This window comes from Paractinoplanes aksuensis, assembly GCF_024137025.1.
In the GTDB taxonomy this organism is placed as follows: domain Bacteria; phylum Actinomycetota; class Actinomycetes; order Mycobacteriales; family Micromonosporaceae; genus Actinoplanes; species Actinoplanes aksuensis.
The window spans coordinates 100,061-125,933 of record NZ_JAMYJR010000041.1; the positions used below are offsets into that span (position 1 = coordinate 100,061).

At 71.5% G+C, this 25,873-nt stretch carries 28 protein-coding genes; 21 read left to right on the forward strand and 7 right to left on the reverse strand.

Going from position 1 to position 25,873, the window contains the following annotated elements:
- Positions 1-85: 85 nt before the first annotated feature.
- The 6 genes from M1L60_RS36345 to M1L60_RS36370 all read left to right on the forward strand — a co-directional run bounded on the left by M1L60_RS36345 (position 86) and on the right by M1L60_RS36370 (position 5,410).
- Positions 86-1,456 carry an NYN domain-containing protein gene (locus tag M1L60_RS36345; protein WP_253242091.1) on the forward strand — a complete coding sequence of 457 codons (1,371 nt, stop codon included), beginning with the start codon at positions 86-88 and terminating at the stop codon, positions 1,454-1,456.
- A 108-nt stretch (positions 1,457-1,564) separates the two neighbouring features.
- Positions 1,565-1,786: a hypothetical protein gene (locus M1L60_RS36350; RefSeq protein WP_253242092.1), complete on the forward strand. Its 222-nt coding sequence runs from the start codon at positions 1,565-1,567 to the stop codon at positions 1,784-1,786.
- 48 nt (positions 1,787-1,834) lie between these two features.
- A complete protein-coding gene (locus tag M1L60_RS36355; RefSeq protein ID WP_253242093.1) occupies positions 1,835-3,088 on the forward strand; it encodes a M48 family metallopeptidase in 1,254 nt (417 codons plus the stop codon).
- A 58-nt stretch (positions 3,089-3,146) separates the two neighbouring features.
- Positions 3,147-4,274, forward strand: coding sequence for a glycosyltransferase family 4 protein (locus tag M1L60_RS36360; RefSeq protein ID WP_253242094.1), 1,128 nt, complete (start codon positions 3,147-3,149; stop codon positions 4,272-4,274).
- 8 nt (positions 4,275-4,282) lie between these two features.
- On the forward strand, positions 4,283-4,579 hold the full coding sequence (locus M1L60_RS36365; protein ID WP_253242095.1) for a PIN domain-containing protein: 297 nt from the start codon (positions 4,283-4,285) through the stop codon (positions 4,577-4,579).
- 483 nt (positions 4,580-5,062) lie between these two features.
- Positions 5,063-5,410, forward strand: a complete 348-nt coding sequence (locus M1L60_RS36370; RefSeq protein ID WP_253242096.1) for a thioredoxin family protein — start codon at positions 5,063-5,065, stop codon at positions 5,408-5,410.
- A 48-nt stretch (positions 5,411-5,458) separates the two neighbouring features.
- On the opposite strand, the gene M1L60_RS36375 is transcribed toward M1L60_RS36370, so the two are convergent.
- A complete protein-coding gene (locus tag M1L60_RS36375) occupies positions 5,459-6,697 on the reverse strand; it encodes an MFS transporter (protein WP_253242097.1) in 1,239 nt (412 codons plus the stop codon).
- A gap of 66 nt (positions 6,698-6,763) precedes the next feature.
- Between M1L60_RS36375 and M1L60_RS36380 the strand changes: the two genes are divergently transcribed.
- Together M1L60_RS36380 and M1L60_RS36385 are read left to right on the forward strand one after the other, a co-directional pair.
- Positions 6,764-7,267, forward strand: coding sequence for a MarR family winged helix-turn-helix transcriptional regulator (locus M1L60_RS36380; RefSeq protein ID WP_253242098.1), 504 nt, complete (start codon positions 6,764-6,766; stop codon positions 7,265-7,267).
- A 63-nt stretch (positions 7,268-7,330) separates the two neighbouring features.
- Positions 7,331-7,747, forward strand: a complete 417-nt coding sequence (locus tag M1L60_RS36385) for a DUF4395 domain-containing protein (protein WP_253242099.1) — start codon at positions 7,331-7,333, stop codon at positions 7,745-7,747.
- 48 nt (positions 7,748-7,795) lie between these two features.
- Here M1L60_RS36385 and M1L60_RS36390 read toward each other — a convergent pair whose 3' ends face one another.
- Together M1L60_RS36390 and M1L60_RS36395 are read right to left on the reverse strand one after the other, a co-directional pair.
- On the reverse strand, positions 7,796-8,464 hold the full coding sequence (locus M1L60_RS36390) for a response regulator transcription factor (RefSeq protein WP_020512124.1): 669 nt from the start codon (positions 8,462-8,464) through the stop codon (positions 7,796-7,798).
- Between the two features lie 7 nt (positions 8,465-8,471).
- Positions 8,472-10,160, reverse strand: a complete 1,689-nt coding sequence (locus tag M1L60_RS36395; protein WP_438862193.1) for a GAF domain-containing sensor histidine kinase — start codon at positions 10,158-10,160, stop codon at positions 8,472-8,474.
- Positions 10,161-10,293: 133 nt separating this feature from the next.
- Between M1L60_RS36395 and M1L60_RS36400 the strand changes: the two genes are divergently transcribed.
- From M1L60_RS36400 to M1L60_RS36425, 6 genes are read left to right on the forward strand one after another with little or no spacing between them, the layout of a single operon-like run.
- Positions 10,294-10,746, forward strand: a complete 453-nt coding sequence (locus M1L60_RS36400) for an SRPBCC family protein (protein WP_253242100.1) — start codon at positions 10,294-10,296, stop codon at positions 10,744-10,746.
- Between the two features lie 19 nt (positions 10,747-10,765).
- Positions 10,766-11,656, forward strand: a complete 891-nt coding sequence (locus tag M1L60_RS48570) for a hypothetical protein (protein ID WP_438862194.1) — start codon at positions 10,766-10,768, stop codon at positions 11,654-11,656.
- A 29-nt stretch (positions 11,657-11,685) separates the two neighbouring features.
- Positions 11,686-12,633: an ROK family glucokinase gene (locus M1L60_RS36410; protein ID WP_253242101.1), complete on the forward strand. Its 948-nt coding sequence runs from the start codon at positions 11,686-11,688 to the stop codon at positions 12,631-12,633.
- Positions 12,633-13,310 carry an endonuclease/exonuclease/phosphatase family protein gene (locus M1L60_RS36415; RefSeq protein WP_253242102.1) on the forward strand — a complete coding sequence of 226 codons (678 nt, stop codon included), beginning with the start codon at positions 12,633-12,635 and terminating at the stop codon, positions 13,308-13,310. Before M1L60_RS36410 ends, M1L60_RS36415 begins: the two co-directional genes overlap by 1 nt.
- Positions 13,311-13,336: 26 nt before the next feature.
- Positions 13,337-14,668: a flavin-containing monooxygenase gene (locus tag M1L60_RS36420; RefSeq protein WP_253242103.1), complete on the forward strand. Its 1,332-nt coding sequence runs from the start codon at positions 13,337-13,339 to the stop codon at positions 14,666-14,668.
- Positions 14,665-15,438 carry an alpha/beta hydrolase gene (locus M1L60_RS36425; protein WP_253242104.1) on the forward strand — a complete coding sequence of 258 codons (774 nt, stop codon included), beginning with the start codon at positions 14,665-14,667 and terminating at the stop codon, positions 15,436-15,438. The genes M1L60_RS36420 and M1L60_RS36425 overlap by 4 nt, the downstream gene beginning before the upstream one ends.
- On the opposite strand, the gene M1L60_RS36430 is transcribed toward M1L60_RS36425, so the two are convergent.
- Together M1L60_RS36430 and M1L60_RS36435 are read right to left on the reverse strand one after the other, a co-directional pair.
- Entirely contained in the window at positions 15,427-16,827 is a 1,401-nt protein-coding gene (locus M1L60_RS36430) for an alpha,alpha-trehalose-phosphate synthase (UDP-forming) (RefSeq protein WP_253242105.1), read from the reverse strand. The two genes, M1L60_RS36425 and M1L60_RS36430, sit on opposite strands and share 12 nt — an antisense overlap.
- Positions 16,828-16,907: 80 nt before the next feature.
- Complete coding sequence (locus M1L60_RS36435; RefSeq protein ID WP_253242106.1) at positions 16,908-17,750, reverse strand: DUF308 domain-containing protein; 843 nt, start codon at positions 17,748-17,750, stop codon at positions 16,908-16,910.
- Positions 17,751-17,877: 127 nt separating this feature from the next.
- Between M1L60_RS36435 and M1L60_RS36440 the strand changes: the two genes are divergently transcribed.
- A complete protein-coding gene (locus M1L60_RS36440) occupies positions 17,878-18,582 on the forward strand; it encodes a lysophospholipid acyltransferase family protein (protein WP_253242107.1) in 705 nt (234 codons plus the stop codon).
- Here the strand turns inward: M1L60_RS36440 and M1L60_RS36445 are convergent.
- Positions 18,536-19,213: a Crp/Fnr family transcriptional regulator gene (locus tag M1L60_RS36445; RefSeq protein WP_256517929.1), complete on the reverse strand. Its 678-nt coding sequence runs from the start codon at positions 19,211-19,213 to the stop codon at positions 18,536-18,538. The genes M1L60_RS36440 and M1L60_RS36445 overlap by 47 nt on opposite strands.
- Before the next feature lie 260 nt (positions 19,214-19,473).
- Here M1L60_RS36445 and M1L60_RS36450 point away from each other — a divergent pair, with 260 nt between their 5' ends.
- From M1L60_RS36450 to proC, 5 genes are all read left to right on the forward strand, one after another.
- Positions 19,474-20,319, forward strand: a complete 846-nt coding sequence (locus M1L60_RS36450) for a phosphotransferase enzyme family protein (RefSeq protein WP_253242109.1) — start codon at positions 19,474-19,476, stop codon at positions 20,317-20,319.
- Between the two features lie 50 nt (positions 20,320-20,369).
- Positions 20,370-20,861: a polyadenylate-specific 3'-exoribonuclease AS gene (locus M1L60_RS36455; protein WP_253242110.1), complete on the forward strand. Its 492-nt coding sequence runs from the start codon at positions 20,370-20,372 to the stop codon at positions 20,859-20,861.
- Between the two features lie 42 nt (positions 20,862-20,903).
- On the forward strand, positions 20,904-21,401 hold the full coding sequence (locus M1L60_RS36460; protein WP_253242111.1) for a pyridoxamine 5'-phosphate oxidase family protein: 498 nt from the start codon (positions 20,904-20,906) through the stop codon (positions 21,399-21,401).
- Positions 21,402-21,551: 150 nt separating this feature from the next.
- Complete coding sequence (locus M1L60_RS36465) at positions 21,552-22,580, forward strand: 6-phosphofructokinase (RefSeq protein ID WP_253242112.1); 1,029 nt, start codon at positions 21,552-21,554, stop codon at positions 22,578-22,580.
- A 66-nt stretch (positions 22,581-22,646) separates the two neighbouring features.
- Positions 22,647-23,450 carry a pyrroline-5-carboxylate reductase gene (proC, locus tag M1L60_RS36470; protein ID WP_253242113.1) on the forward strand — a complete coding sequence of 268 codons (804 nt, stop codon included), beginning with the start codon at positions 22,647-22,649 and terminating at the stop codon, positions 23,448-23,450.
- Here the strand turns inward: proC and M1L60_RS36475 are convergent.
- Entirely contained in the window at positions 23,437-24,114 is a 678-nt protein-coding gene (locus M1L60_RS36475) for a DUF429 domain-containing protein (protein ID WP_253242114.1), read from the reverse strand. The two genes, proC and M1L60_RS36475, sit on opposite strands and share 14 nt — an antisense overlap.
- 218 nt (positions 24,115-24,332) lie before the next feature.
- On the opposite strand from M1L60_RS36475, the gene M1L60_RS36480 reads away from it, so the two are divergent.
- Entirely contained in the window at positions 24,333-25,808 is a 1,476-nt protein-coding gene (locus M1L60_RS36480; protein WP_253242115.1) for a glycosyl hydrolase family 18 protein, read from the forward strand.
- Positions 25,809-25,873: the final 65 nt, after the last annotated feature.

Genomic DNA, 25,873 nt, shown 5'->3' on the forward strand with positions numbered 1-25,873 from the left:
GGGTACGACAAGAACGCGCGCGGCGCCGGAAAAGATCACTTGCTTCGACAAGCTTTTCTCCGGCCCACGGTGGGAGAATGGGCAGATGTCCGAGCTCCTGCCACCCGGCGACCGCCCCGATCAGGAGGCGGCCGTTCCGGATGGGGAGTTCGCGCCCGAGCCGGTCCTGCCCGAACCGGTCCGCCAGCGGATCACTGTGCTGGCCGCGGCCGCTCTGCCCGGCCTGCCGGCCGACGAGATCCCGGCCCAGATGAAAAAAGTCGCCCGTTTCGCCCCCAATCGACGGGCCCGGCTCGGTGGGCGCGAGATCGCCGCTCAGCTGGCCGCCGACCCGCTGTTCCGGCAGCGCATCAGCGGCCGGGTCGTCACCGATTCGGGCGATCTGGGCGCCGCCGTCGCCTCGGGCATGGCCCCGGCCGCGGCCGACCCGGTCGAGGTGGCCGCGCTGGCCTATCTGGCCCGCCCCGAGGGCTGGCGTGAGCTGGTCGAGGCGGCCGGTCACGCGGTGCTGGCCGAGGCCGACAGCGCCGCGATCGCGGCCCAGGTGCGCGACGCCGAGCAGCGGGCGGCCCGGGCCGAGCACGACCGCGCGGTGGCCAAGGTCGAGGCCGACAAGCTGCGCGACGAGCTGGCTCGCGTCCGCGAAGAGCTCGGGCAGCTGCGGGAGGAGTCCCGCGCCACCTCCAAGGCCCTGCGCGAGGCCCAGGCCGCCCAGAAGCGCGCGAGCGACCTGCTGGCCACCGAAAAGGGACGCGCGTCGCGGGTGGCGGCCGACCACGATTCCGAGGTACGCCGGTTGAAGACCCGGCTGGCCGAGGCCGAGGCGCTCGCCGCGACCGGAAAGGCGGCGGCCAAGGACGCCCGGGCCGCCGACGATGCCCGGCTCTGGCTGCTGATCGAGACGATCGGCCAGGCCGCCAGCGGTCTGCGCCGCGAGCTGGCGCTCAACCCGGCCGACAAGATGCCGGCCGACTACGTGGCCGACGCCGCCGCCGACCGTCCGGGCTCGCCCGAGCGTTCCCAGGCCCGCGCCCAGGACACGGACGATCCCGGCCGCCTCGACCAGCTGCTCGCCCTGCCCCGGGCCCATCTGATCGTCGACGGCTACAACGTCACCAAGCGCGGCTTCGCCGAGATGTCGCTCGAGCAACAGCGCAAACGCCTGGTCACCGGGCTCGGTGGCATCGCCGCCCAGACCGGGGACGAGGTGACCGTGGTCTTCGACGGGGCCGAGCGGGTGCACGGCCTGCCGCCGGCGCCGCGGGGCGTACGGGTGCTCTTCTCGCGCAAGGGCGACACCGCCGACGAGCTGATCCGCCAGCTGGTGCGGGGCGAGCCGGCCGGGCGGCCGATCGTGGTCATCTCGTCCGACCGCGAGGTCGCCGACGGCGTCCGCCGCCACGGTGCGTATCCGATGGGGGCCGACTCCCTGCTGCGCCGGTTGTCGCGGTCCTGAGCTGCGGTTTCCCGTTTTTGTCATACCCCACCCCTAGCGTGATGGTCACCGATGGTGGTCGGCCCGCGACTTCTGATGTCGCACCGGCCGCCCGGGGGAGGAGGAGTGATGATCATCGACTGCGGTCGTTGCGACCAGAGGTCGGCCGAGTGCAAGGGCTGCCTGGTCGGGGCCCTGATGGACACCCCCGACGGCATCGCCGACCTGACCCCCGGCGAGCTGCGGGCGATCGAGGTGTTCGAGCTGGCCGGCTTCGAGGTCGAGCTGCTCGAGACGCCCGAGCCGCCGGTGGTGGTGCCGATGTACCCCCGAGGGCGTCACGTGGCGTGATCGCGAGTCTCTAGGATGGGCGGTCACGGTGGGTCGTCGGAGGTGGGCATGAATCGGCTCTGGGCAGCCGGCACGCTGGTGGTCCTGCTGGCCGCGCTGGCCGTGGTGGCCTACCTGGTCGTCCCGTGGCACCGTCCGCCCGCCCCGCGTCCCGACCAGCTCGACGCCCTCCGTCAGCTGCCGGCCGACAAGGTGGCCCGCGCCCGTGAGTTCCGGTCCGAGTTGCGGCCCGGCAGCTACGTCTCGATGGTTCTCGGGCTCGTGCTGGCCCTGGTCATCGGTCTCACCCCGCTCGGCGCGTGGCTGGTCACCCAGGCCGGTCGGCCGTTCGGCGGGCACTGGCTGGCCCAGGCCGTCCTCGGCGGGTTCACGGTGGTGCTGGTGTCCGAGGCGATCACGCTGCCGCTGGCGGCCTGGCGGCACACGATCGTCGTCCGCTACGGCATCTCCACCCAGTCCTGGGGCGCGTGGTCGGTCGACCTGCTGAAGTCGTGGGCGGTCGGCGCCGTTCTGGGCGGGCTGGTGCTGGCCGGCTTCTACACGCTCACCCACTTCGCGCCGCGCTGGTGGTGGGCGTTCGGCGCGGCCGGCGCGGCGGGCCTGGTGGTGCTGCTCTCGTTCGTGCTGCCGGTGCTGGTCGAGCCGGTCTTCAACAAGTTCACGCCGATGGCCGACGGCCCCTTGCGTACGGAGTTGATCGAGCTGGCGGCTCGTGACGGGGTCCCGGTGAAAGACGTGCTGGTCGCCGACGCGTCCCGCCGCACCAAGGCCGTCAACGCCTACGTCTCCGGTCTCGGGCCGACCCGGCGCATCGTCGTCTACGACACGATGCTCACCGAGGCCGAGCCGGCCGAGGTGGTGTCGGTGGCCGCCCACGAGCTCGGCCACGCCAAGGATGGCGACGTCTGGACGGGCACGCTCCTCGGCGCGCTGGGCTCGGCGGCGGCGGTGATCGCGCTCTTCCTGCTCGGCTCCTGGGGCTGGCTGCTCGACCGGGCCGGCGTCGGCGCCATCGGCGAGCCGAGAGCCATCGGCCTGCTCATCGCCGTGGTCACGCTGGCCGGCCTGGCCGCCGGTCCGGCCCAGGCCTTCGTGTCGCGGCGCATCGAGGCCCAGGCCGACGAACACGCGCTCGTCCTCACCGGCGACCCGGTGACGTTCGAGGCGATGCAGCGCCGCCTCGGCACGGTCAACCTGTCCGACCCCGACCCGCCCGCCTGGGAGCACCTCTTGTTCGCCTCACACCCGTCCACGGTGGAACGCATGGCCGCCGCCCGCGCCTTCGCCCGGGGGTCCCGCTGATGGCCCGCCTCTCGCCGGCCCGCGACTCCTTCGGCCGGCCCGTGCGGAGGGTGCGCTGATGGGGCGCACCCTGCTGGTCACCAACGACTTTCCGCCCCGGCCGGGTGGGATCCAGCAGTTCGTGCACAACCTGGCGGTGCGTCAGCCGGCCGATTCGGTCGTCGTCTACGCCTCGACCTGGCGTGGGGCGGCCGCGTTCGATGCCGAGCAGCCGTTCGAGGTGGTCCGGGAGTCGACCGGCATCCTGCTCCCGACGCCCCCGATCGCCCGCCGGGCGGCCGAGATCGCGCGCGCTCACGGGTGTGACCGGGTCTGGTTCGGGGCCGCAGCGCCGCTGGGCCTCCTGGCCGACGGACTGCGCCGGCGGGCCGGCATCGAGCGGGCGGTGTCGCTCACCCATGGGCACGAGATCGGCTGGGCCGCCCTGCCCGGCGCCCGCACGCTGCTGCGCCGCATCGCCCGCGGCAACGACGTGATCACCTACCTGGGCGAGTACCAGCGGAGCCGGCTCGACAAGGCGCTGCACGGCCTGACGTCGCTCGAGCGCCTGGCCCCCGGGGTCGACGTCGACGCGTTCCACCCCGGCGTGGACGGCAGCGAGGTCCGTGCGCGACACGGCCTGACCGGCCGCCCGGTCATCGTCTGCGTCTCCCGCCTGGTGCCCCGCAAGGGGCAAGACGTGCTGATCAAGGCATTGCCGACGATCCGCCGGCGGGTGCCCGACGCCGCGCTGCTGCTGGTCAGTGGCGGCCCCTACCGCGAGAAGCTGGCCCGCCTGGCCCGGGAGGCCGGGGTCGAGCGTGACGTCGTGTTCACCGGCTCGGTCCCGTGGGCCGAGCTGCCCGCCCACTATGCCGCGGGCGACGTGTACGCCATGCCGTGCCGCACCCGGGCGGCCGGCCTCGACGTCGAGGGCCTGGGCATCGTCTACCTGGAGGCGTCGGCCACCGGCCTGCCCGTCCTCGGCGGCGACTCCGGCGGCGCCCCCGACGCCGTCCGCGAAGGCGAAACCGGCTACGTGGTCGGCGGCACCGACGTCGAGGCGATCGCCGCCCGCCTCACCGAACTGCTCACCGACCAGGCGAAGGCCAAAGCGATGGGCGAGGCCGGCCGCGCCTGGGTCGAGGCGGAGTGGCGCTGGGAGAACCAGGCCGCCCGCCTGACCAACCTCCTCGATCTCCGCTGAGGCCGGTTGTGCTGCGTCGTGATGATGCCGCCGAACGGGCTCGTCGGATCAGCGTTTTGCAACACACCGAGGCGACCTTCGATCCGCTGCCCTTTGACGCCGAGGCGGCCCGAACCTATGACGTGATTTGTGCGGCTGTCCGGGCGGCGGGCCGGACGCCGCGCCGGCGGGCTGCGGACCTGATGATCGCGTCGGTCGCTGCCGCCAACCGCCTGCCGTTGTTCACGACCAATTCCGACGACTTCAAGGGGCTGGACCGTCTGGTGACTGTCGTCGCGGTCCCGCGCCCTGCTGCAGCGGGCTGACGGCCCGTTCGGCGTCGCCGAGTCGGGTTTGGTTGGGTGGTGGGAGGCGGCGCACACCGCCGAAGACTCGCTCCGGTGTCAGCGGCGTGTCAGAGTTGGCCTATGGATCCGGTAGGGCTTGGGGCTGTCGCGGCCGTGATGGTCGTCGGGGTTGTCGTGGGGGTCTGGCGGCGGCGCAGCGACGGTCGGCTGCGGGACGTGGCACCCGCCGCAGTCCCGGTGCCGGCCCCGGCCGAGGACGGGCCGTCGGGGGATCGAGGGATCGCTCCGGTGGTCCGTCGGGCCGAACTCTCCGCGAGGGACGATTTCCCGGGCCGGCCGGCGAGCGAGGAGGTCGGCGTCGGGATGAAGGATGGCGTCGGGAGCTTGAGGCAGAGGCGTGGACTGCTGGTGGCTGCCGATGCGCGGGAGGAGCCGGGCGTGATCGGGGCTGAGGGGGATGCGGGCGCTGCGGTACGGCCCGATGCGCGGGAGGAGCCGGGCGTGATCGAGGCTGCGGGAGATCCGAGCGCGGCCGGGGAGCGGCTGGATGCCGGGTTGATGCGGGAACTCGGGGTGGGGGAGGCCAAGGCGACGCTGTTGCAGTTCTCGTCGGCGTTCTGTGCACCCTGCCGAGCCGTACGGCGGGTCAGTTCCGAGGTGGCCGCGATGGTGCCAGGGGTGCAGCACGTCGAGGTGGATGCGGAGAGCCACCTCGAAGCGGTGCGGGCGTTGGGGATCTGGCGGACGCCGACCCTGCTCGTGCTGGACGGGGACGGCCGGGTGGTCAAGCGGGCGACCGGCGTACCCGGGAAACCGCAGTTGATCGCGGCTCTCGGCGACGTGCTCTGAAGCAGGGCCGCCATGAGGTCCCGGTGGTGAAGGGCGTGCCGGCCGGGATCAGGCGCCGGTTGATTCGGCCAGTTCGGGTGGGCGGCCGGGGGCGGGGGCGTCGGTGTGGGGGCCGCGGGTGAGGGTTCTGGTGCCGGGGACCAGGAATTGGGCGGCGGCCGACAGGAACAGGATGGCGGCGCAGGTGGTGAGGACCTTTGAGGTGCCGTACGCGGCGGACAGGGGGCCGGCCAGCACGTTGCCGACGGGCATGGCCAGGAACGACGTCAGGTAGTCCCAGGAGGAGACGCGGCCCAGCATGCGTTGGGGGACGTTGTCCTGGATGGCCGTCTCCCAGGCCACGTCGAAGAAGATCAGGCCCGCGTAGCCGATGATGGCGCCCGCGATGACGGCGATCAGCTCGGCCGGCCAGACGTAGGCCAGGGCCCACAGCGGCATCAGCAGCAGGGTCAGCCAGCCTGCCCTCAGCAGACGCCGGGGCTTGAAGCGCAGGGCGATGGCCGCGCCGATGACTCCGCCCAAACCCTCGGCGGCGGCGATGAAGCCGGCGGCCGACGGGCCGCCCAGGCGCTCGATGGCCACCACCTGCACCAGGACCAGGATCACGCCGTTGGCGATGTGGTAGACCGTGGCCCCGAACAGGCCGAACATCAGCCAGTCGCGTTTCGCGATCTCGCGCCAGCCGGCGGCCAGTTCGGCCAGCATCGGGGAGCGTTCGCCGCGCTGGGCCCGGACCCGCAGCAGCAGGGCCGCCACCATCGAGGCCAGGAAGCTGGACGCGTTGACGGTGAAGCCGGCCGAGGCGCCGAACGCGGCCACCGTGACGCCGCCCAGCGCGGGGCCGGCGATCTGGCTGCCGGTCTGCAGCATGCTCAGGGTCGCGTTGGCCGACTGGCGCTTCTCGGGCGGCACCAGCAGCGGGCGCAGCGAGCTGAACGCGGGGTCGAAGAAGCTGGCAGCGCCGGTCGAGATCGCCGCCAGCGCGCACAGCAGCACCAGGTGGTAGCTGTCGCTGAAGAACATGAGGGCCATGCCGCCCGCAGCGAGTAGGCGGACCAGGTCGGAGCCGACCATGACGTGCTGGGGCTGGAGGCGGTCGGCCCACACGCCGCCGAACAGGGTGCAGGCCAGGCGGGCGACGATCGACGAGGCCATGACCAGGCCGAGGTCGCCGGGGCCGCCCCCGGCCAGGACGACGGCCACGGCCAGCGCCACGGTCTGGAAGCCGTTGCCGACCCAGGACAGGGTCTGGCCGGCGGCCAGCAGTTGGAAATCGGAGAACCGCATGGCAGGAAACTAGTTCACCGTCTAACTATTAGCAATCTAAAAATCAGACGATGGCATAATGACGCGATGGAGCAGGACAGCGTCGATCAGCATGTGGCGAGATGGTCGGCCTTCTGGGAGAACGAGCCCGCGTTCGCGCCCGAGGTCGAGGGCGCGCTGGTCCGCATGAACTTCATCCAGCGCGAGGCGCGCCGGGCCGACGCTGCCGCCTTCGCCGAGTCCCAGGAGCTCACCGCCGAGGACTACAAGACCCTGCACGTGCTGATGATCCAGCCGTGGCCGGTCGAGGCCACCCCGGCCCAGCTGGCCGACGGGGCCCGGGTCACCCGGGCCGCCATGACGAGCCGGCTCGACCGGCTGGTCGCGGCCGAGCTGGTGACCCGCGAGAACGACGAGACCGACCGGCGGCGGGTGCTGATCCGGCCGACCGCGGCCGGGCGGGCCATATGGAGCAAGTACATCTTCGAGGGCATGGCCCGCGATCAGGGCCTGCTGAAGGCACTCTCGCACGAGGAGCTGATCCAGCTCAACGGTCTGCTGCGCAAGGTCGTGCTCGACCTGGAAAGTTGACCGCGGCGCCGGTGATGCCTCTCACCAGGGCCTTTCGCCGTCCGGGGTGCGACGCTGACACGCATGGAACTCGACCCCCGGGGTCAGCGCTTCGCCGCCACGCTGACCAGCATCGTTCTTGTCGTCGTGCTGGCGACCGGCTGGGGGTGGCTGGCGCTGGTGCAGACGGTCGTCTTCGCGATCACGGCGGCTGATCCCCGGCGCGGCCCCTACGCGTACGTCTATCGCGCCCTGTTGCTGCCGAGGCTGGGTCCGCCGGCCGAGCGTGAGCCCGTCGCGCCCGTCCGCTTCGCGCAGTTGGTCGGATTTAGCTTTCTGGCTGTCGCGAGTGTCGGCTACCTCACCGGGGTGACCACGCTGGGCGTCGTCTTCACGGCGTTCGCGCTGCTCGCGGCTTTTCTCAACGCGGCCTTCGGGCTGTGCCTGGGGTGCGAGGCCTACCTGGCGATCAAGCGTCTGAGCGGCCCGAGAAGCGCCTGAGAACACGACACGCCCGGTGGGGGGACCGGGCGCTGACGTCGTGGTGGATCAGAACTTGGGTGCGTCGGGCGCCTCGAGCAGACCCAGCCGCAGCGCCGTCATCAGCGCCTGGGCCCGGTTGGCCGCGCCCAGCTTCTCGTACAGCTTCGAGATGTGGGTCTTGGCCGTGGACTCCGACACGAACAGCTGCTTGGCGATGCCGGCCACGCTCATGCCGTCGGCCAGCAGGCGCAGCACCTGACCCTCGCGGGGCGAGAGCTGCGGGCCGGACGGGGCCAGCCGGCGCTTCATGGCCTCGGCCAGGTCGGCCGCCGTGAAGGCGCTGGGCGCGGACGCCGCGTGCCGGGCCGCCGCCACGACCTCGTCGGCCGGGGCCGTCTTGGGCACGAACGCGCTGGCCCCCGCCTCGAGCGCGCCGAACAGCTGGTCGTCGCCCGCATACATGGTCAGGACCACGATGCCCATGTTGGCGTTGTTCTTGCGGAGGGCCTTGGTCGCCTCGAGGCCGCTGCCGTCGGGCAGCCGCAGGTCCATGATCACGACGTCCGGCTGCAGGGCGCCGGCCTGGCGGACCGCCTCGGCGGCCGTGGCCGCCTCGCCGACGACCTCGAACTGACGGTCGCGCTCGAATGCGTGTCGCAGCCCCTTACGAATCAAGTCATGATCGTCAACAAGGAGGACCTTGGTGCGCGTCGTCGGCGCCGGACTGGTCGACATGCTCGGGTTACTCCCCTTCTGGAGCGGAAACGCTATTCCGCACGCTATCGCGCCTCGCGGAAGATCCCAGCACTACGGCAACGGTTGTCCCGCTGGGGTGTCGCGGAGTGATCTTCAAGCGGCCCCGGATCCGCTCGGCCCGCTCGGCCATGATGGTCAGACCGTACCGACCGTCCGGGCGGTCGTCAGCGAAGCCCCGGCCGTCGTCGGAGACCTCGATCTCGGCGAACGGCGGGTCGACGGTGCAGGTAACCCACAGGTTAGAGGCTCCGGCGTGCTTGCGCGCGTTGGTGATCGCCTCTTGGGCGATGCGCAGCAGCTCGGCCTCGGTGGCCGCGGGCAGACGGGCCGTCGATTCGTCAAAAGTGAAGTGGACCCGCAGGCCGGCCGAGGTGCCGAGGGTGCGGGCGTACTCGGCGATCGCGGCGGCCAGGCCACCGTTGCGATCCACCTCGGAACGCAGCTCGAACAGGCTCAGCCGCAGCTCGGTGATCACGCGGGTCACCTCGGCCCGCAGCGCGCGCAGCTCCTCGGCCGTCTCTTCGGCGCCCTCGGGCAGGGTGGCCTGCGCGTTGTCGATGCCGTAGCCGACCATGACGAGCTCTTGCGCGACGCCGTCGTGGATCTCGCGGGCCAGGCGCTGACGTTCCTCATTGGTGGCCAGCGAGCGCACGTCGTCGAAGAGCAGGGCGGCTTCCAACCGCAGGGCGGCGGCGTCGGTCACCCAGGTGACCTCGTTGACCGTTTCCTTCGGGTACGCGTTGGCGACGTCGCTTTCCAGAATGACCAGCCCGATCGTGCGGACCCCGGCGACCAGCGGCACGACCAGCGACGAGACGTCGCCGCGGCGGCTCGAGCGGGCCTGTGAGCGGCTGGCCGTCTGGGGCTGCTGGCTGGCCCAGGCGTCGGCGATGGCCGAGTCGGCGTCGAGCGTGACCTCCCAGTCGACGCGCTCGACCCCGGTCTGGGCCAGCACGACGAGCCGGCCGCCGCCGCTGGCCGACAGCACCGCGGCCCGGTCGGACGGCTTGACCAGGCGCAGCTCTTCTAGCAGGTGCTCCGAGATGCCGCCCGGGTCGAGGGTGGCCCCGGGCAGCGAACGGGCCACGCTGCGGAGCTGGGTGAGAAGGCGAGTGGCTTCCGCGTACGGCTGGGGGGTCGGTTCCGAGGGCTGCATGAACTGGCGCATGGTGTCGGCCGCGAACGTGATGATCGCCCCCAGCACCAGCCACTGCCCGCTGGCGGCGAGGAAGCCGGGCTGGGTGATCGGGCTGACCTCGCCGACCAGGGTGCCGCCGACGACCATCGAGACCGCGGCCACCCCGAGCAGCGCCGTGCCCTCGGTGGGGCGGCGGCGCAGCGCGGCGGTGAGCAGCGGGACGGCCAGATAGGGCAGCACGGCCTCGGCCCCGAAACCGGCGTCCAATGTGTTGTTGAGGTCGCTGGCCACGGCGATCGACCCGGCCGCGAGACCCGTGACGACCACCTCGGCGAAACGGCCCAGCGGGGCGAAGAGGTGATGGTCGGGGGCGATCACCGCGGGCAGCGCGGCGACGGCGAGAAGAGCGATCCAGCCCAGCTGGGCGGGGTCGCCGGTGGCGATCAGGGTCAGGGCCGCGACCAGCGCGAGCATGACGATGCGCGCGGCCACCGCGAGCGGTTGGACGCGCGCGTTGACGTTGGCAAGGAGCGGCACCTGACGGATGGTAGCCGCCTCGGAACGATCTGGCTCATCGCGCCCGGCCCGGCCGCCAGGAATGTCGTCCGGAGCGAGAGCCGGGCCCGGCCCGCCCGCCAGGAATGTCGGACGCGGGAGGTAGCCTCCGTGCATGGCGGATACCTCGACGCAGTCGATCCAGGTCCATGCGCCCCTCGACCGCGTGGCCGCGGTGATCAGCGACTTCGCGCGCTATCCGGAGTGGGCCGAGGCGATGAAGCAGGTGGAGGTCCTCGAGGAGTACGAGGACGGCTACGCCTACCGCGTGCGCTTCGTGATCGACGCCGGGGTCATGGCCGACGACTACACGCTCGAGTACGCGTATGCCGACGACCTCTCCCGCATCGAGTGGCACCTGATCGAGCCCTCGAAGACCCAGAAGTCGCAGCGCGGCTCCTACGACCTGGCCGAGGGCGCCGACGGGGTCACCACGGTGACCTACACGCTCGAGGTCGAGCTCTCGATCGGCATGCTGGGCATGTTCCGGCGGAAAGCCGAAAAGATGATCATGGACACGGCGTTGAAGCAGCTCAAGCGCCGGGTCGAGAGCCTTCCGGCGGACTGAGCGGACGAGGGAGGGTTCCATGGCCGGATCAGCGCGTGAGGAGGCCGAGCGGCTCGTCGCTTCGGTGCTGGCGCGGGCCGTGACAGGTCAGGCGTTCGGCGAGAAGTGGGCCACCGGCGAGCCGGAGTGCTGCGTGTGCCCCGTGTGCAAGGCCATCGCGGCCATGCGCGACCCGAGCCCGCAGACCGCGGCCCGGCTGGCCGGCAGCGCGGGTGACCTCGCGGGGTCGGTCGCGGGGCTGCTGCGCTCGGTCTCGGCCATCGTGGGCGAGCGGCCCAAGCCGGCGACGCCCCCGCCCGCTCCGCCGACCCCCAACGCCGACCAGGCCTGGTCCGTCGCCACCCGCGCGGCCCGTCCCGCCGGCGGGAGCGGTGGTCCCGGGCGTACGGACGACGGCGGGCCGGGGCGGGCCGGGCGCGATCGCGCCGGTGCGAACGGCGTCGAGCCCGGTGAAACGGGCGGATCCGACGTCAACCACGCCGACGGGGCGTGGGCAGCAGCCACGAACAGCGGCGGCGAGCACGCGGCGGCCGGGGGCGACGACCCGTGGGCCGCGGCCACGACGGCCAGCGCTGCGAACGCGGCTGCGGACTACGCGGCCGAGTTGGCCGGGCGGCGGGCCGCCGCGCTGCAGGCGGCGGCGGACGCCGAGCGCCGGGTGGCCGAAGCCGCGGCTCAGGCCAAGGCGCGTCGCGAGGCGGCGAGCGCAGCCGCGCGCGAGACGGGCGACACGGCCGGACAGGCGGCGCGTGAGGCCCGTACCCCACGAAGGTTGGATGTGTGGGCGGCGGCCACCGCCGATGAGGGTGTCGGCTCCGTGGCTTCCGGCGACACGGTGGATCATGATGTTGCCGACGAGGCCGAGGGTGCCGGCGGGGCGGGCGACGAGGCTCGCCGCGACGGCGCGTAGTAGCGAACTTTTATGAGGGGACGGGCAGCGTGACGCTGACCATCGGAGTCGACGTCGGCGGCACCAAGGTGGCCGGTGGGGTGGTCGACGAGCACGGCACAGTGCTGGCTTCGAACCGCCGGGACACCCCCGCCGAGGACCCGGCCGGCACCCGGGACACGATCGTCGAGGTCGCGGCCGAGCTGGCGCGGGAGTTCCCCGCGGCCACGGCGATCGGCATCGGCGCCGCGGCCTGGATCGACGCGGCCGGATCGACCGTGCTGTTCGCCCCCAACCTGGCCTGGCGGGACGAGCCGCTGCGGGACTACGTGACCAAGGCCGTCGGCCTGCCCACCGTGCTCGAGAACGACGCCAACGTCGCCGCCTGGGCCGAGTTCCGGTACGGGGTGGCCCGGGCCGCCGACTCGATGGTGATGATCACCGTGGGCACCGGCATCGGGGGCGGCATCGTGCTCAACGGCAAGCTGTGGCGCGGCGCCAACGGCATCGCGGCCGAGCTCGGCCACATTCAGTCGGTGCCTGACGGTCACCCCTGCGGCTGCGGCCGCCTCGGCTGCCTCGAGCAGTACGCGAGCGGCAACGCCCTGGTCCGCTTCGCCCGGGCCGGCGCCCGCCAGGAGCCGGAGCGGGCGGCCAAGCTGCTCGAGCTGGCCGGCGGCGACCCGCTGGCGATCAGCGGCCGCCAGATCACCGAGGCCGCACGGGCCGGCGACGGCGTCGCCCGGGACGCGTTCGCCCAGATCGGCTACTGGCTCGGCGTCGCGATGGCCGACCTGGCCCAGAGCTTCGACCCCGAGATCCTGGTCGTCGGGGGCGGGGTCGTCGACGCCGGCGAGCTGCTCATGGTGCCGACCCGGACGACCTACCGCGACCAGCTCAAACAGCGCGGCCGGTTCCCGGTGGCCGACCTCAGCGCGGCCGAGACGGGCAACACGGCCGGCGTGGTGGGGGCGGCCGACCTGGCCCGTCGCGGCTGATGTCCGGCGCGCGGCTGCGGGTCGTCAGCTACAACGTCCACGGTCTGAAGGACGACCGGGCCGCCCTGGTCGGCGTGATCCGGGCGCTGGCGCCCGACGTGCTGGTGGTGCAGGAGGCGCCGCGCCGGTTCCGCTGGCGGCACAAGTGCGCGGCCCTGGCCGACGACGTGGGCATGGTGGTGGCCGCCGGCGGTCTGCCCTCGCTGGGCAATCTGCTGCTGGTCAGCCTGCGGGTCGCGGTGCACGAGACGTGGTGCATGCGCTACCCGCTCACCCCGGGCCGGCATCTGCGTGGGGCCGCGTTCGCCCGCGGTTCGGTGCGCGGCGGCCAGTTCACGGTTTCGGGCTCGCACCTGGCCACCGATCCGGCCGAGCGGCCGGTGCAGGCCGCGCTCTGGAAGCAGGAGCTGAGCCGGGTCGAGGGGCCGGTGATCGCCGCGGCCGACCTCAACGAGGGCCCGGGCGGCGGCGCGTGGCGCACGGTCGAGGACGGCCTGGTGTCGTACGCGGATGCGCTGCCCACGTTCCCGGCCGCGGTGCCCAACCGGCGGATCGACGGGCTGTTCGTGAGCCCCGACATCACCATCGAGAAGTACGAGATCGTGGAGTCCGACCAGGCCCGCCGGGCCAGTGATCATCTTCCTGTCGTAGCGGACGTGCAGCTCCCTTCCAACTGAGCGGTAGCATCTGGCAATATCGCCGGGTGCCCGACACTCCCGACATCGCCGACCGTCATGACGCCGTGTGCGTCATCGGGGCCGGCGCCAGCGGTCTCGCCGCGATCAAGAATCTGCGTGAGGCCGGATTCGAGGTCGACTGCTACGAGCGGGAGACGTCGGTCGGCGGCGCCTGGAACTGGCGTCACGACCGCAGCCCGGTCTACGCCGGCACCCACCTGATCACCTCGCGGCCGCTGACCGAGTTCCCCGACTTCCCGATGCCGGACACGTGGCCCGACTATCCCGACCACAAGATGGTGCTGTCCTATCTGGAGCGCTATTCCGCCCATTTCGGGCTGGAGAGTGACGTCTGGTTCGGCACCGAGGTGGTGTCGGTCGCGCCGACCGGCGACGGCCGCTGGAACGTGACGACGCAGAGCACCGGCGGCGGCTCGTCGCGGGTGCAGCGGTATGCCGGGGTGGTCGTGGCCAACGGGCACAACTGGTCCGCGGCCCGGCCCGAGATCCCCGGTGACTTCCGCGGCCAGGTGATCCACTCGGCCCAGTACAAGGACCCGGCCCAGCTTCGCAACCGCAAGGTGCTGGTGATCGGCGGCGGCAACACCGGCTGTGACATCGCCGTCGAAGCCGCTCAGCAGGCGACCATGGTCTGGCACTCGACGCGGCGTGGTTACTGGTACGCGCCCAAGTACGTCTTCGGCCGCCCGGCCGACCAGGTGAACGCCCGGCGGATCCCGCTGCGCCTGCGGCAGTGGCTCTATCGCAAGGCCGTCGGGTTCACCGCCGGCGATCTGACCCGCTACGGCGTGCCGGCTCCGGACCATCAGCCGTACGAAAGTCACCCGACCGTCAACAGCCAGCTCCCGTACTACCTGGGTCATGGGCGGATCACCGCCGTGCCCGACGTGACCGAGTTCGACGGCGGCTCGGTGGTGCTGGCCGACGGCCGCCGCATCGAGCCCGACCTGGTGATCACCGCGACCGGCTACCGCCCGCGCTTCGAGTTCCTGGCCCCCGAACTGCTGGATACGGCCGAGGACGGGCGGCCCGATCTGCACCTGCACGCGTTCGCTCGCAAGCATCCGACACTGGCCGTGGTCGGGCTGGTGCAGGCCGACTTCGGGCTGTTCCCGCTGGCGCACTGGCAGAGCGTGGCGGTGGCGCGGTGGCTGCGGCTGCGGGTGACCGACCCGGAGCGCGCGACCGCCGTCCAGCAGAAGGAGTCGACGCGGCCCGTCGCGAGCTGGTCGAAGCGCCGGGTGGTGCCGACCGAACGGCACTGGTTCGAGGTCGACCACGGCGACTACCTGCGGGCCGTCGAGGGCTTGCTGCGCGAGATGGAGACGGCGGCGTGAGGTCGCAGGTGCTGCGCTACGAGGACTGGACCGACCCGGTGCCGGCGGCCGAGCGTGAGGTCGTCTCGCTGACCGAGGACGCGCGGACCGACCGGCCGCCGTTGCTGTTCGTGCCCGGCCTCGGTCACGGCGCGTGGGCGTTCGCTGAGACGTGGCTGCCCCGGGCGGCGGCGCGGGGCTTCGCGGCCCATGCCCTCACCCCGCGGCCGGACGGCGACCTGCGGGCCCAGGTGCACGACGTGGTGCAGGTGGCGGCGTCCCTGCCCCGGCAGGCCGTGCTCGTCGGCCAGGGGGCCGGTGCGCTCGTGGTGGCGTACGCCATGGGTCGTTACCCGGTCCGGGCCGCGGTGCTCGCGGCGCCGGTGATGGACGGCTGGCCGACGCTGGGGGCGGCGCTGCGGGCCAACCCGTTCGGCACGCTGCCGGCCCTGTTCGGCGGGCGGCTGCGGCTGAATCGGCGGCAGCTGTTCGGCCCGGAGATGCCGGCCGAGGACGCCCAGCGGTTCCTCGAGCGGATCGTCGCGCGGCCGCGGCGCGAACTGGTCACCCACGACCCCGCGCCGCGCCCGGTCGGCGACCCGCCGGTGCTGGTGGTGGGCAGCCCGGACGACCGGGTGGTGCCGCGGACGTCGCTCGACCGCACCGCCACTCGCTACGGCAGCGCGCCGTTGCTCTTCCCCGGCATGGGCCACGAACTGATGCTCGACGTGACCTGGGCCGACCCGATCGAGGCCATTGTGGACTGGCTCGAAAAAGAGCTAGAGAGCTAGCGACCGGGCCAGATCCAGTTCGGTGAGGTAGGCGCGGGCCCAGGCGTGGATGTCGTTGGCGGTGATGTACGAACGCATCGCCTTCATGCGGGTGGCCAGGTCGCCCGGGTCGGCCGCCAGGGCGTGCAGCAGTGTCTCTTTGAGACCGTCGACGTCGTGCGGGTTGACCAGGAAAGCGTCCTCGAGCTCGGCCGCGGCCCCGGCGAACTCGCTGAGCACCAGGGCGCCGCTGTCGTCGCGCCGGGCCGCCACGAACTCTTTGGCGACCAGGTTCATGCCGTCGCGCAGCGGGGTCACCACCATGACGTCGGCGGTCTGGTAGAGCGCGGCCAGGTCGGCCCGGTCGAACGGCTGGTTGAGGTAGTGGATGGCCGGCTCGCCGACCCGCCCGTACTCGCCGTTGATGCGGCCGACCTCGCCCTCGATGCGGTCGCGCAGCCCGCGGTAGTTCTCCACGCGTTCGCGGCTGGGCACAGCCACCTGCACCATCACCGTGTCGCGGACCTTGAGCCGGCCGTCGCGGAGCAGTTCCGAGTACGCGGTGAGCCGGTGCTCGATGCCCTTGGTGTAGTCGAGCCGGTCGACGCTGAGCAGCACCCGCTTGTGCGAGCCGAGGTCGTGCCGCAGGCGACGGGCCTGGTTCACCACGTACGGCCGGGCCGAGAGCGACCGCATCTCGGCCACATCGATCGACACGGGGAAGGCGCCTGTCCGGACCACGCGGTCGTCCAATGTGATCGCGTCGTCGGCACCGCGGGCGTCGAGCAGCTTCGCGGCCAGCTGGGCGACGTTGTGGGCCGCTTGCGGTCGCTGGAAGCCCACCAGATCGGCCCCGAGCATGCCGCGCAGCAGCTCGACCCGGCGCGGCAGCTGCATGAACAGCTCGGGCGGCGGGAACGGCACGTGCAGGAAGAAGCCGATCACCACGTCGGGCCGCATCTCGCGCAGGAGCTGGGGAACGAGCTGCAGGTGGTAGTCCTGCACCCAGACCGTGGCCCCGGGCTCGGCCACCTCGGCCGCGGCCTCGGCGAAGCGCCGGTTGACCGAGCGGTACGTCTCCCACCAGCCGCGGTCGAAGACGGGCGGCTCGACCGCGTCGTGATAGAGCGGCCACAGTGTCGAGTTGGCGAATCCCTCGTAGTAGCCGCGCGCCTCGGCCTCGGTCAGCGAGACCGGGCACAGCCGCAGCGTCCCGAGGTCGGGCAGCCGCTGGGCCTCGCCGATCGTGCCGGTCCAGCCGACCCAGGTCGCGGGGGTCTGTTCGAGGATCGCGTGCAGAGCGCCGGCCAGGCCGCCGGGGCTTCGGCGCCACTCGCACGCGCCGTCGGGGGCGATGTTGTCGTCGAGCGGAAGACGGTTGGCCACGACGACGAGCGAGCTCTGACGCATCACCGAAGGTTATCGGATGGCTACTCGCAATTAGACCGACGATGGTCGATTAAACATGGTTTTAATTTTCGAACAATGCGTCAGACGACCGCGCCATCGTCGTAGTCGTCCTCGTCGTCACCCGACCGCAGGCGCCAGACCAGCATGACCGCGCCCGAGACGATCGCCGCGAAGCCGAGCAACGTCACGTAGTCGCGGTCGATCGGCAGCATCGTCGGGAACAGGAACAACACGAAGCCGACGACCACACCGAGGACGCCGATGATCGCGTACTTGGAGAAGCGCGGCAGCGGCGGCGGGGGTGGCGGGACGTAGCGCTCGTTCTCGTCGTCCTCGTCGTCGTCGGGCAGCCCGGCGCCGAACGTGTCGAGACCGTCGAGCAGCGACGGATCCTGCTCGGGCGGGGCGGGCCGGTCGGTGCGGCGCCGGTTGAGCGAGACGCCGGAGAAGTCGGACGCGTTCGACAGGCCCCCGGTGCGCGGCGGCTCCTTGGGCGCCTCGATGGCTTCGGAAGCCGGCCAGGGCGCCGCGGTGGGGTCGACCGAGGTGTGGAAACCGGCGACGATCTTGGCCCATTCGGCCTCGATGTCGGGCTCGGTGGCCGGCGCCGCGGTCGGGTCGGCCGGGGGAGCGGGCGGCGGTGTGGGCGGCTCGCCGCCGGTCGCCTTGTGCAGATGCTCGCGCGCGACCTCGAGGTGGGCGCGGTCGACATAAAGACGGTCGATCGGCCGCGCGGGCAGAGTGGTGGCGCGCAAGATGGGGTTGAGATCGGCCGTGGGCTGCAGATAGGCGGCTATGCCGCCGGCTGCCAGCACATCGAGGAGGTGCTCACCGACGCGTGGATCCACGTCGCCCGCGACCGCGTAATCGGCCGCGTCGAGCCCGTTGTCCCGCCGCCCGCGGCGGGCGCCACCCGCTGTCACCCCTGCACACTCCCTCGCCGACCGTGCCTTGAATGGTGACACGACATGGACAGGTTGCGGGAGTGCGTTGTGGCGCGCCGCCCCGCTTCGTACGCTTCCAAGGCCCGGCCGTCCAGGGAAGGACACCGTGTTCTACTGGTTGCTCAAGTATGTGGTTCTCGGACCGGTGCTGAAGCTTCTCTTCCGCCCCGATGTTCGCGGCCTGCCTCACCTGCCCCGCAGCGGGCCGGTGATTCTGGCCTGCAACCACCTCTCGTTCTCCGACTCGATCTTCACACCCCTTGTTGTCGGCCGCAGGGTGACGTTCGTCGCCAAAGCGGAGTACTTCACCGGCAAGGGCATCAAAGGCTGGCTGATGCGCCAGTTCTTCAGCGGAACCGGGACGATTCCGGTCGACCGTTCGGGTGGGAAGGCGGCCCAGGCCGCCCTCGACACCCTGCTGCGCGTGTTGCGCGAGGGCGGGGTCGCGGGCATCTATCCCGAGGGCACGCGCTCGCCCGACGGCCGGCTCTACCGCGGCAAGACCGGGGTGGCCCGGCTGGTGCTCGAGAGCGGGGCCCTGGTGGTGCCGGTGGCGCTGCTCAACACCGACGAGATCCAGCCCACCGGCACGATGATCCCCAAGATCAAGCGCGTCCGGATGAGGTTCGGCGAGCCGCTCGACTTCAGCCGCTACGCCCAGGCCAAGGGCGACCGCTTCGTCGAGCGCGCGATCACCGACGAGATCATGTTCGAGCTCATGGCCATGTCGGGCCGCGAGTACGTGGACATCTATGCCGGCAAACTCAAGTCACCATCCCCGCTCGGCGACGGAGCGCCGGCAGGTCGGTGACGACGATGCGGCGGCCCTCGGTGCGCAGCCAGCCGCGGCTGGCGAACGAGCCGATGGCCTGATTCACGCTCTGCCGCGAGCCGCCCGCCATCTCGGCCAGCTGGCTCTGGTTGAGCTCGATCGTGATCATCGGGGCCTGGCTCTCGCCGGCCAGCCGCACCAGCGTCTTGGCCACCCGGCCCGGCAGGTCGAGGAACACGTGGTCGGTGTTCTGTTCCGTCAACCGGCGGATCAGGGCGCCGACCGAGCGCATCACGGCGTCGAGGATCCGCGGGTTGGCGTGCACCAGGTCGATGAACGCCGAGCGGGACAGGCTCAGCGCCTGGCAGTCCTCGATCGCCTCGGCCGACGCGCTGCGGGCCGAGGCGTCCAGCAGGGACACCTCGCCCAGGACGTCGGGCGGGCGGACGACGGTGAGCACGGCGCGCTCGCCCGTCGGTGCGGTGCGGAAGATGGCCACGGCGCCGCGTTTCAGAATGATCAAGGATTCGCCGGGGTCGTGCTCGACGAAGATGATCTGCCCTTTCCGGTACGTACGAGGGACCGCGGTGGCGATCACCCGCTGACGGACCTCGGGCTCGAGACCGGCGAACATGTCCACTCCGGTCAGCGCGTCGCCATTGTCCGGCATGCGATGGTCCACGGCGTCATCCCTCCCCCGGTGGGAGCCGCGGCGGCGAGAGGGCCGCGTCGGCCCCACGACGCGAACGATCACTCTTAGCACACGGCAACCCGCCGGCGCCATTTCTGCGCGCCTGCACCGCGAGCGCCTCATAGGATCATTCCGCTCCTGTCGCTATCTGTAAACCTCTGGATGCCAAGAGTGAGCACCGGCCCGAGGTCGCCCCCGTTGTCCGTCGGATTTACGTCATCTGCCCTGACAATCCCGCGGTGCCGGATGCCGAGCTGCTTCGAACGACGCTGCGGGACGAGTGGCATCTCGTCCCGAGCGACATCACCGCCCTGGACCGGGTGCTGCTGTCACACGGATGGGAGGTGACCGTCGCGGGTGACCAGTACGTCGTCCGGCTGAGTGACCCCGGCGAACGCCTTCCGGTGGAGGCCGGGCTGGCCGCCACCGAGCACCTGCGGGGGCGGGACATCCCGGCCGGGGAACCGGTGCGCACCCTGGCCGGCGGGCTCACCGCCCAGACCGAGGCCGGCGCGTTCGCGGTGCTGCGCCGGGTGCCCGGCCGCCGGCTCGACGGCGCCGACCCGGTCGACCAGCAGTGGTGGGGCGACCGGCTCGGGGCCGTGCACCGGGCTTTGCAGGGCTTTCACCACCCCGGGTTGCGGGCCTGGCAACCGGTCGACCCCGGCGCCGGCCACCTCGACGCCGAGCCGTGGCTGCGCGGGGCCGTCGCCGACGCGGCGGCCGCGGCCAAGCGCCTGACCGTCACCGACCGATTGACGTACGGGGTGCTGCACGGCGACCCGGCGCCCGGCGGCTTCGTCGTCGACCCGGGCACGGGCCGGGCCGGGCTGCTGGACTTCGGCGCGAGCGGGGTCGGCCCGCTGGCCTACGACGTGGCCGCGGCGGTCGTGTACGCCGGGGGAGTGTCCCGGTCGGGCGAACTGATCGACGGCTACCTGGCCGCCGGGCCGGTCGGGGCCGACGAGCTGCACGCCGTGCTGCCGGTGCTGCTGCGCCTGCGCTGGGCGGTGCAGGCCGAGCGGGCGGCTCGCCACGGGTGCGAGGAGGGGCTGCGGATGGCTCGGAGCGCCCTGGAACAATAGGCAGCAAGATCAGTCTTCAGGCATTTGAAGGGCGGCGGTGGGGAGGTCGGATGGGGCCTTACAGATACTTTTACGACTGCGAGTTCATCGAGGACGGGCGCCTGGTCGACCTGGTCTCGATCGGCGTGGTCGACGAGTTCGGCCGCGAGTTCTACGCGGTCAGCACCGAGTTCGACGACAGTCGCGCGATTCCCTGGGTCCGCCGCAACGTCCTCGACAAGCTGCCGTCCCCCTCGGACCAGGCGTGGCGCTCGCGCGAGCGGATCCGCGACGACCTGTACGCGTTCCTGAAGGAGCCGGTCTCGGGCCGGGACGAGCAGATCGAGTTGTGGGCCTGGTTCGCCGCCTACGATCACGTCGCGCTGGCTCAGCTCTGGGGGGCCATGCCCGCCCTGCCCCGCGACATCCCGCGCTTCACCAAAGATCTGCGCCAGCTCTGGGACGACAAGGGCCGGCCGGCGCTGCCGACCATGTCGGGCCGGCACGACGCGCTGGTCGACGCCCGGCACAACCTGGCCCGCTGGCGCGCCATGGGCGGCTGAGCGCCCCGTTTGACCGGTCGATTCGCGGGCAGTGGAACAGGCATGACGAACACCGAGCAGGAACGCCGCGACAAGGTCAAAGAGATGGTCAAGGACGCTCGGATCAGCATGCTGACCACGATGACGGCCGACGGTAAGCACGTGAGCCGGCCGATGGCCCTGCAGGACGTCGAGTTCGACGGCGACCTGTGGTTCTTCACGTACTCCGACTCCGACCTGGTCGAGCAGATCGCCGTGCACCCCGAGGTGAACGTGTCGTTCAGCGACCAGAAGCAGAACAACTGGATCTCCATCGCCGGCCGGGCCGTGCGCACCGACAACCCGGCCAAGGCCAAGGAGCTGTGGAACCCGCTCCTCAAGGCGTGGTTCCCCGAGGGCCTCGAGACGCCCAACCTGACCCTGGTCAAGGTGACCGGGGACACGGCCGAGTACTGGGAGGCCGCGCACAGCTCGAAGGTCCTCACCGTGCTGGGGGCGGCCAAGGCGGCCGTAACCGGAAAGACCCCGGACGCGGGCGAGAACGAAACAGTGCGGCTTTAGCGGGGCGGATGCATCCGGGAAGCGGGCGGCGACTAAAGTTCGGGTCGCAAGCCCGCCCCGGGCACGGCAGCGCTGCCGACACATTCTCCCTGGGGCTCGACGGGCTCGACAGCTTCTTGCGATAACCCCGTTACAGGGAGGACGAGCAACATGCGTATCGGCGTGCTCACCGGCGGCGGCGACTGCCCCGGTCTCAACGCGGTGATCCGGGCGGTGGTCCGCAAGGGCGTCGCCGCCTACGGTCACGAGTTCGTCGGCTTCCGCGACGGCTGGAAGGGCCCGCTCGAGGGTCTGACGAAGCCGCTCGGCATCGCCGAGGTCCGCGGCATCCTGCCCCGGGGTGGCACCATCCTGGGCTCCTCGCGCACCAACCCGTTCAAGATCGAGGGTGGCGTCGAGAAGATCAAGGCCAACCTGGCCGAGCAGGGCGTGGACGCGCTCGTGGCGATCGGCGGCGAGGACACCCTCGGCGTCGCCACCAAGCTGAACGACCTGGGCGTCAACGTGGTCGGCGTGCCCAAGACGATCGACAACGACCTCAACGCGACCGACTACACGTTCGGGTTCGACACCGCTGTCAACATCGCCATGGAGGCGATCGACCGGCTGCACACCACGGCCGAGTCGCACCACCGCACGCTGGTCGTCGAGGTCATGGGCCGCCACGCGGGCTGGATCGCGCTGCACGCCGGCCTGGCCGGTGGCGCCAACGTCATCCTGCTCCCCGAGCGCGAGTTCGACGTCGACCAGGTGGCCACGTACGTGACCAAGCGCTTCCAGGTCGAGTACGCGCCGATCGTCGTCGTGTCCGAGGGTGCCCAGCCGCTCAACGGCCAGATGGCGCTGCAGAGCAAGGAGCTCGACTCGTTCGGCCACGTCCGCCTGGGCGGCATCGGCCAGTGGCTGGCCGAGCAGCTCGAGGAGAAGACCGGCAAGGAGGCCCGCACGGTCGTCCTCGGTCACATCCAGCGCGGTGGCACGCCGACCGCGTTCGACCGGGTGCTCGCGACCCGCTTCGGCCTGCAGGCCATCGACGCCGTTCACGAGGGTGACTTCGGTAAGATGATGGCGCTGCGGGGCACCGACATCGTGCGCGTCCCGCTGGCCGAGGGCACCGGCGAGCTCAAGACCGTGCCGCTGTCGCGCTACGAAGAGGCCGAAGTCTTCTTCGGAAGCTGATGATCTTGTAGTTGATGTAAGGGGCGGCCATGCTGGTCGCCCCTTACGTGTCGAAAGGGGCCGGACATGAGCGTCGCCGTGCTGGGGACGGGCAAGCTGGGGGAACTCGTGCTGGCCGGGCTGTTGCGCTCAGGGCGGCCTGTCGACCAGGTGCTGGCCACCGCGCGGCGGCCCGAGCGGGCGGCCGAGCTGGCCGAGCGCTACGGCATCCGCCCGCTGTCCAACGAGGCCGCCGTGGCCCAGGCCGACGTGCTGGTGGTCGGCGTGAAGCCGCAGGACGCGGGCAAGCTGCTGGCCGAGGTCGGGGCCAAGGTGACGGCCGACAAGCTCGTCGTCTCGCTCTGCGCCGGGCTGCCCACGAACTTCTTCGCCGAGCGGCTGCCCGACGGCGTTCCCGTCGTGCGGGTCATGACCAACACCCCGGCCCTGGTCGACCAGGCCATGTCGGTGCTGTCGGCGGGCGCGCACGCCACCGAGGAACACGTGGCCACGGCGGAAGAGATCTTCCAGCCGATCGGCCGGACGCTCCGCGTGCCCGAGTATCAGCAGGACGCGGTGACCGCGCTCTCCGGCTCGGGCCCGGCCTACCTCTATCTGGTGGTCGAGTCGATGATCGAGGCCGGCGTGCATCTCGGCCTGCCCCGCACGGTCGCCGCCGACCTGGCCGTGCAGACCGCGGTCGGCTCGGCCGTCATGCTGCGCGACTCGGGCGAGCACCCGGCCCTGCTGCGCGAGTCGGTCACCTCACCCGCCGGCACCACGGCCGCCGCGCTGCGTCAGCTCGAGGCCAACGGCGTACGCGCGGCGTTCCTCAGCGCCCTCGAGGCGGCCCGCGACCGGGCCCGGGACATCGCCGCTAGTACCAGATAGCGATCTTGCTGCCGTTGTTCTCCTCGGGCGGGCTGGGATGGCTCAGGGCCGTGCCGGTGGCCATGCGGTGGGCCGACCACGCGACGGCGGCCGCGTCGAGGATGTCGTCGGGCGGGGCCTGACCGGCCGGGCCGATCTGGTCGGGCAGCACGATGCCGTTGCGGGCCAGCAGCTCGCGCCGCCGGGCCTGACCGGTCCACGTCTTCTTGGCGTACTGCAGGGGTTCGCCCGCCATCGTGCGGAACGAGACCTCGGGGTGCGCCTCGAAGAGCAGACCGGGATGGCGTTCCCAGATCGCGTTGGCCTCGAGCAGCTTGGGCCGCAGGGCCCAGGACTGCCGGCTCAGCCCGGCCCCGGTCAGCTCGCGGCAGAGCCGGTTGGCCGTGGTGAACTCGGGCTCCTGCCACACCGCGCGCGGTGGCACCCGGAACACGCTGCCGCGGCGCGGGCCGAGCTGGTCGGCGGCCAGGGTGTCGGCGGCCCGCCAGCGGTCGGGCAACATGCCGAGGGGGATGTCCACGCCGATGACCGAGGCGCCGGAGCTGCCGGCCACGATCTCGTACAACGTGGAGGCCAGGACGGCCCGGCCGAACGAGCCGTCGCGCAGCTCGACACCGACCCAGCCGAGGGCGTACGCATCGACTCCAATCACACGGATGCTCATCGGCGGCGTGTGGCCTCAGTGACTACAGCGTCGGAGATGGTCATGTTCGCAGACTACGCGCTGTATCCGTCAGTGTGCACCCCGTAGCGGCCGTGACGGGAAAGTTAAGCGTTCGGGCAATCCCGCCGGGACATCTTGACGATTGTGAATGGCTATGACTACGGTCACTCCCAACGAACTTTTTGGAAAGTTTCCTAACTGTTCCATGAGGAGACCCAGTGCAGAAATCCCTCCGCCGCGCCACCTGGGCGTCGGCGATCGTGCTGGTGGCCGCCACCGGCGCGATCCCGGCGACCCAGGCGTCCGCCGCTGCGGCCTGTGCCCCCGCGTGGTCCTCCACCGCCGTCTACGTCAAGGACAACCAGGCTTCTCAGAACGGCCACAACTACACCGCCAAGTGGTGGACTCAGAACGAGTCTCCGGCCACGAACAGCAGTCAGTGGGCCGTCTGGATCGACAACGGTGTCTGCGGCGGGACCACGCCCCCCACCACGCCCCCGACCACGCCCCCCACCACCCCGCCGACGACGCCCCCGACGACGCCGCCCACCACGCCGCCGACCACCCCGCCCGGCGCCAGTGGCAAGAACGTCGTCGGCTACTTCGCCGAGTGGGGCGTCTACGGCCGCAACTACCACGTGAAGAACCTGGTCACGTCGGGCTCGGCGGCCAAGCTGACGCACATCCTGTACGCGTTCGGCAACACCACCGGCGGCCAGTGCTCGATCGGTGACTCGTACGCCGACTACGACCGCGCCTACTCCGCGGCCGAGAGCGTCGACGGCGTCGCCGACACGTGGGACACCGGCGCGCTGCGCGGCTCGTTCAACCAGCTGCGCAAGCTCAAGAAGCAGTACCCGAACCTCAAGGTGATCTGGTCGTTCGGCGGCTGGACCTGGTCCGGTGGCTTCACCCAGGCCGCGGCCAACCCGACCGGGTTCGCCAACTCCTGCTACAACCTGGTCAAGGACCCCCGGTGGTCGGACGTCTTCGACGGCATCGACCTCGACTGGGAGTACCCCAACGCCTGTGGCCTGTCCTGTGACGCCAGCGGCCCCGCGTCTTACAACAACGTGATCACCGCTGTCCGGAACAAGTTCGGCAATAACTTCCTGGTCACCTCGGCCATCTCGGCCGACGGCTCCAACGGCGGCAAGCTCGACGTGGCCGACTACGCGGCCGGCATCTCGAAGCTGAACCTGGTCTTCCCGATGACGTACGACTACTTCGGCGCCTTCGCCCCGCAGGGCCCGACCGCCCCGCACTCGCCGCTCAACTCGTACGCCGGCATCCCGCAGCAGGGCTTCTGGTCCGACGCGGCGATCCAGAAGCTGAAGAGCAAGGGCGTTCCGGCCAGCAAGATGCTGCTGGGCATCGGCTTCTACGGACGCGGCTGGACCGGCGTCAGCCAGGCCGCCCCGGGCGGCTCGGCCAGCGGTGCGGCCCCGGGTACCTACGAGGCCGGCATCGAGGACTACAAGGTGCTCAAGAACAGCTGCCCGGCCACGGGCACTGTCGGTGGCACCGCGTACGCCAAGTGCGGCAGCAACTGGTGGAGCTACGACACCCCGTCGACCATCGCCGGGAAGATGTCCTACGTGAAGCAGCAGGGTCTCGGCGGAGCCTTCTTCTGGGAGTTCTCCGGCGACACCAGCAACGGCGAGCTGATCAGCGCCATCAAGAACAACCTCTAGTCCTTCATCTCCTCAGTGAAGCGGGGCACCGGGCGCAAGCCTGGTGCCCCGCTTCCGTACGCTTG

Excerpts from the sequence above, each read along its gene's own strand:
- M1L60_RS36460 (WP_253242111.1), top strand. The coding sequence starts at position 20,904 with ATGACGAACACCGAGCAGGAACGCCGCGACAAGGTCAAAGAGATGGTC.
- M1L60_RS48570 (WP_438862194.1), top strand. The coding sequence starts at position 10,766 with ATGGCCGGATCAGCGCGTGAGGAGGCCGAGCGGCTCGTCGCTTCGGTG.
- M1L60_RS36455 (WP_253242110.1), top strand. The coding sequence starts at position 20,370 with ATGGGGCCTTACAGATACTTTTACGACTGCGAGTTCATCGAGGACGGG.
- proC (WP_253242113.1), top strand. The coding sequence starts at position 22,647 with ATGAGCGTCGCCGTGCTGGGGACGGGCAAGCTGGGGGAACTCGTGCTG.
- M1L60_RS36375 (WP_253242097.1), bottom strand. The coding sequence starts at position 6,697 with ATGCGGTTCTCCGATTTCCAACTGCTGGCCGCCGGCCAGACCCTGTCC.
- M1L60_RS36400 (WP_253242100.1), top strand. The coding sequence starts at position 10,294 with ATGGCGGATACCTCGACGCAGTCGATCCAGGTCCATGCGCCCCTCGAC.
- M1L60_RS36415 (WP_253242102.1), top strand. The coding sequence starts at position 12,633 with ATGTCCGGCGCGCGGCTGCGGGTCGTCAGCTACAACGTCCACGGTCTG.
- M1L60_RS36360 (WP_253242094.1), top strand. The coding sequence starts at position 3,147 with ATGGGGCGCACCCTGCTGGTCACCAACGACTTTCCGCCCCGGCCGGGT.
- M1L60_RS36390 (WP_020512124.1), bottom strand. The coding sequence starts at position 8,464 with ATGTCGACCAGTCCGGCGCCGACGACGCGCACCAAGGTCCTCCTTGTT.
- M1L60_RS36385 (WP_253242099.1), top strand. The coding sequence starts at position 7,331 with ATGGAACTCGACCCCCGGGGTCAGCGCTTCGCCGCCACGCTGACCAGC.
- M1L60_RS36380 (WP_253242098.1), top strand. The coding sequence starts at position 6,764 with ATGGAGCAGGACAGCGTCGATCAGCATGTGGCGAGATGGTCGGCCTTC.
- M1L60_RS36345 (WP_253242091.1), top strand. The coding sequence starts at position 86 with ATGTCCGAGCTCCTGCCACCCGGCGACCGCCCCGATCAGGAGGCGGCC.
- M1L60_RS36350 (WP_253242092.1), top strand. The coding sequence starts at position 1,565 with ATGATCATCGACTGCGGTCGTTGCGACCAGAGGTCGGCCGAGTGCAAG.
- M1L60_RS36355 (WP_253242093.1), top strand. The coding sequence starts at position 1,835 with ATGAATCGGCTCTGGGCAGCCGGCACGCTGGTGGTCCTGCTGGCCGCG.
- M1L60_RS36475 (WP_253242114.1), bottom strand. The coding sequence starts at position 24,114 with ATGAGCATCCGTGTGATTGGAGTCGATGCGTACGCCCTCGGCTGGGTC.
- M1L60_RS36465 (WP_253242112.1), top strand. The coding sequence starts at position 21,552 with ATGCGTATCGGCGTGCTCACCGGCGGCGGCGACTGCCCCGGTCTCAAC.
- M1L60_RS36445 (WP_256517929.1), bottom strand. The coding sequence starts at position 19,213 with ATGCCGGACAATGGCGACGCGCTGACCGGAGTGGACATGTTCGCCGGT.
- M1L60_RS36430 (WP_253242105.1), bottom strand. The coding sequence starts at position 16,827 with ATGCGTCAGAGCTCGCTCGTCGTCGTGGCCAACCGTCTTCCGCTCGAC.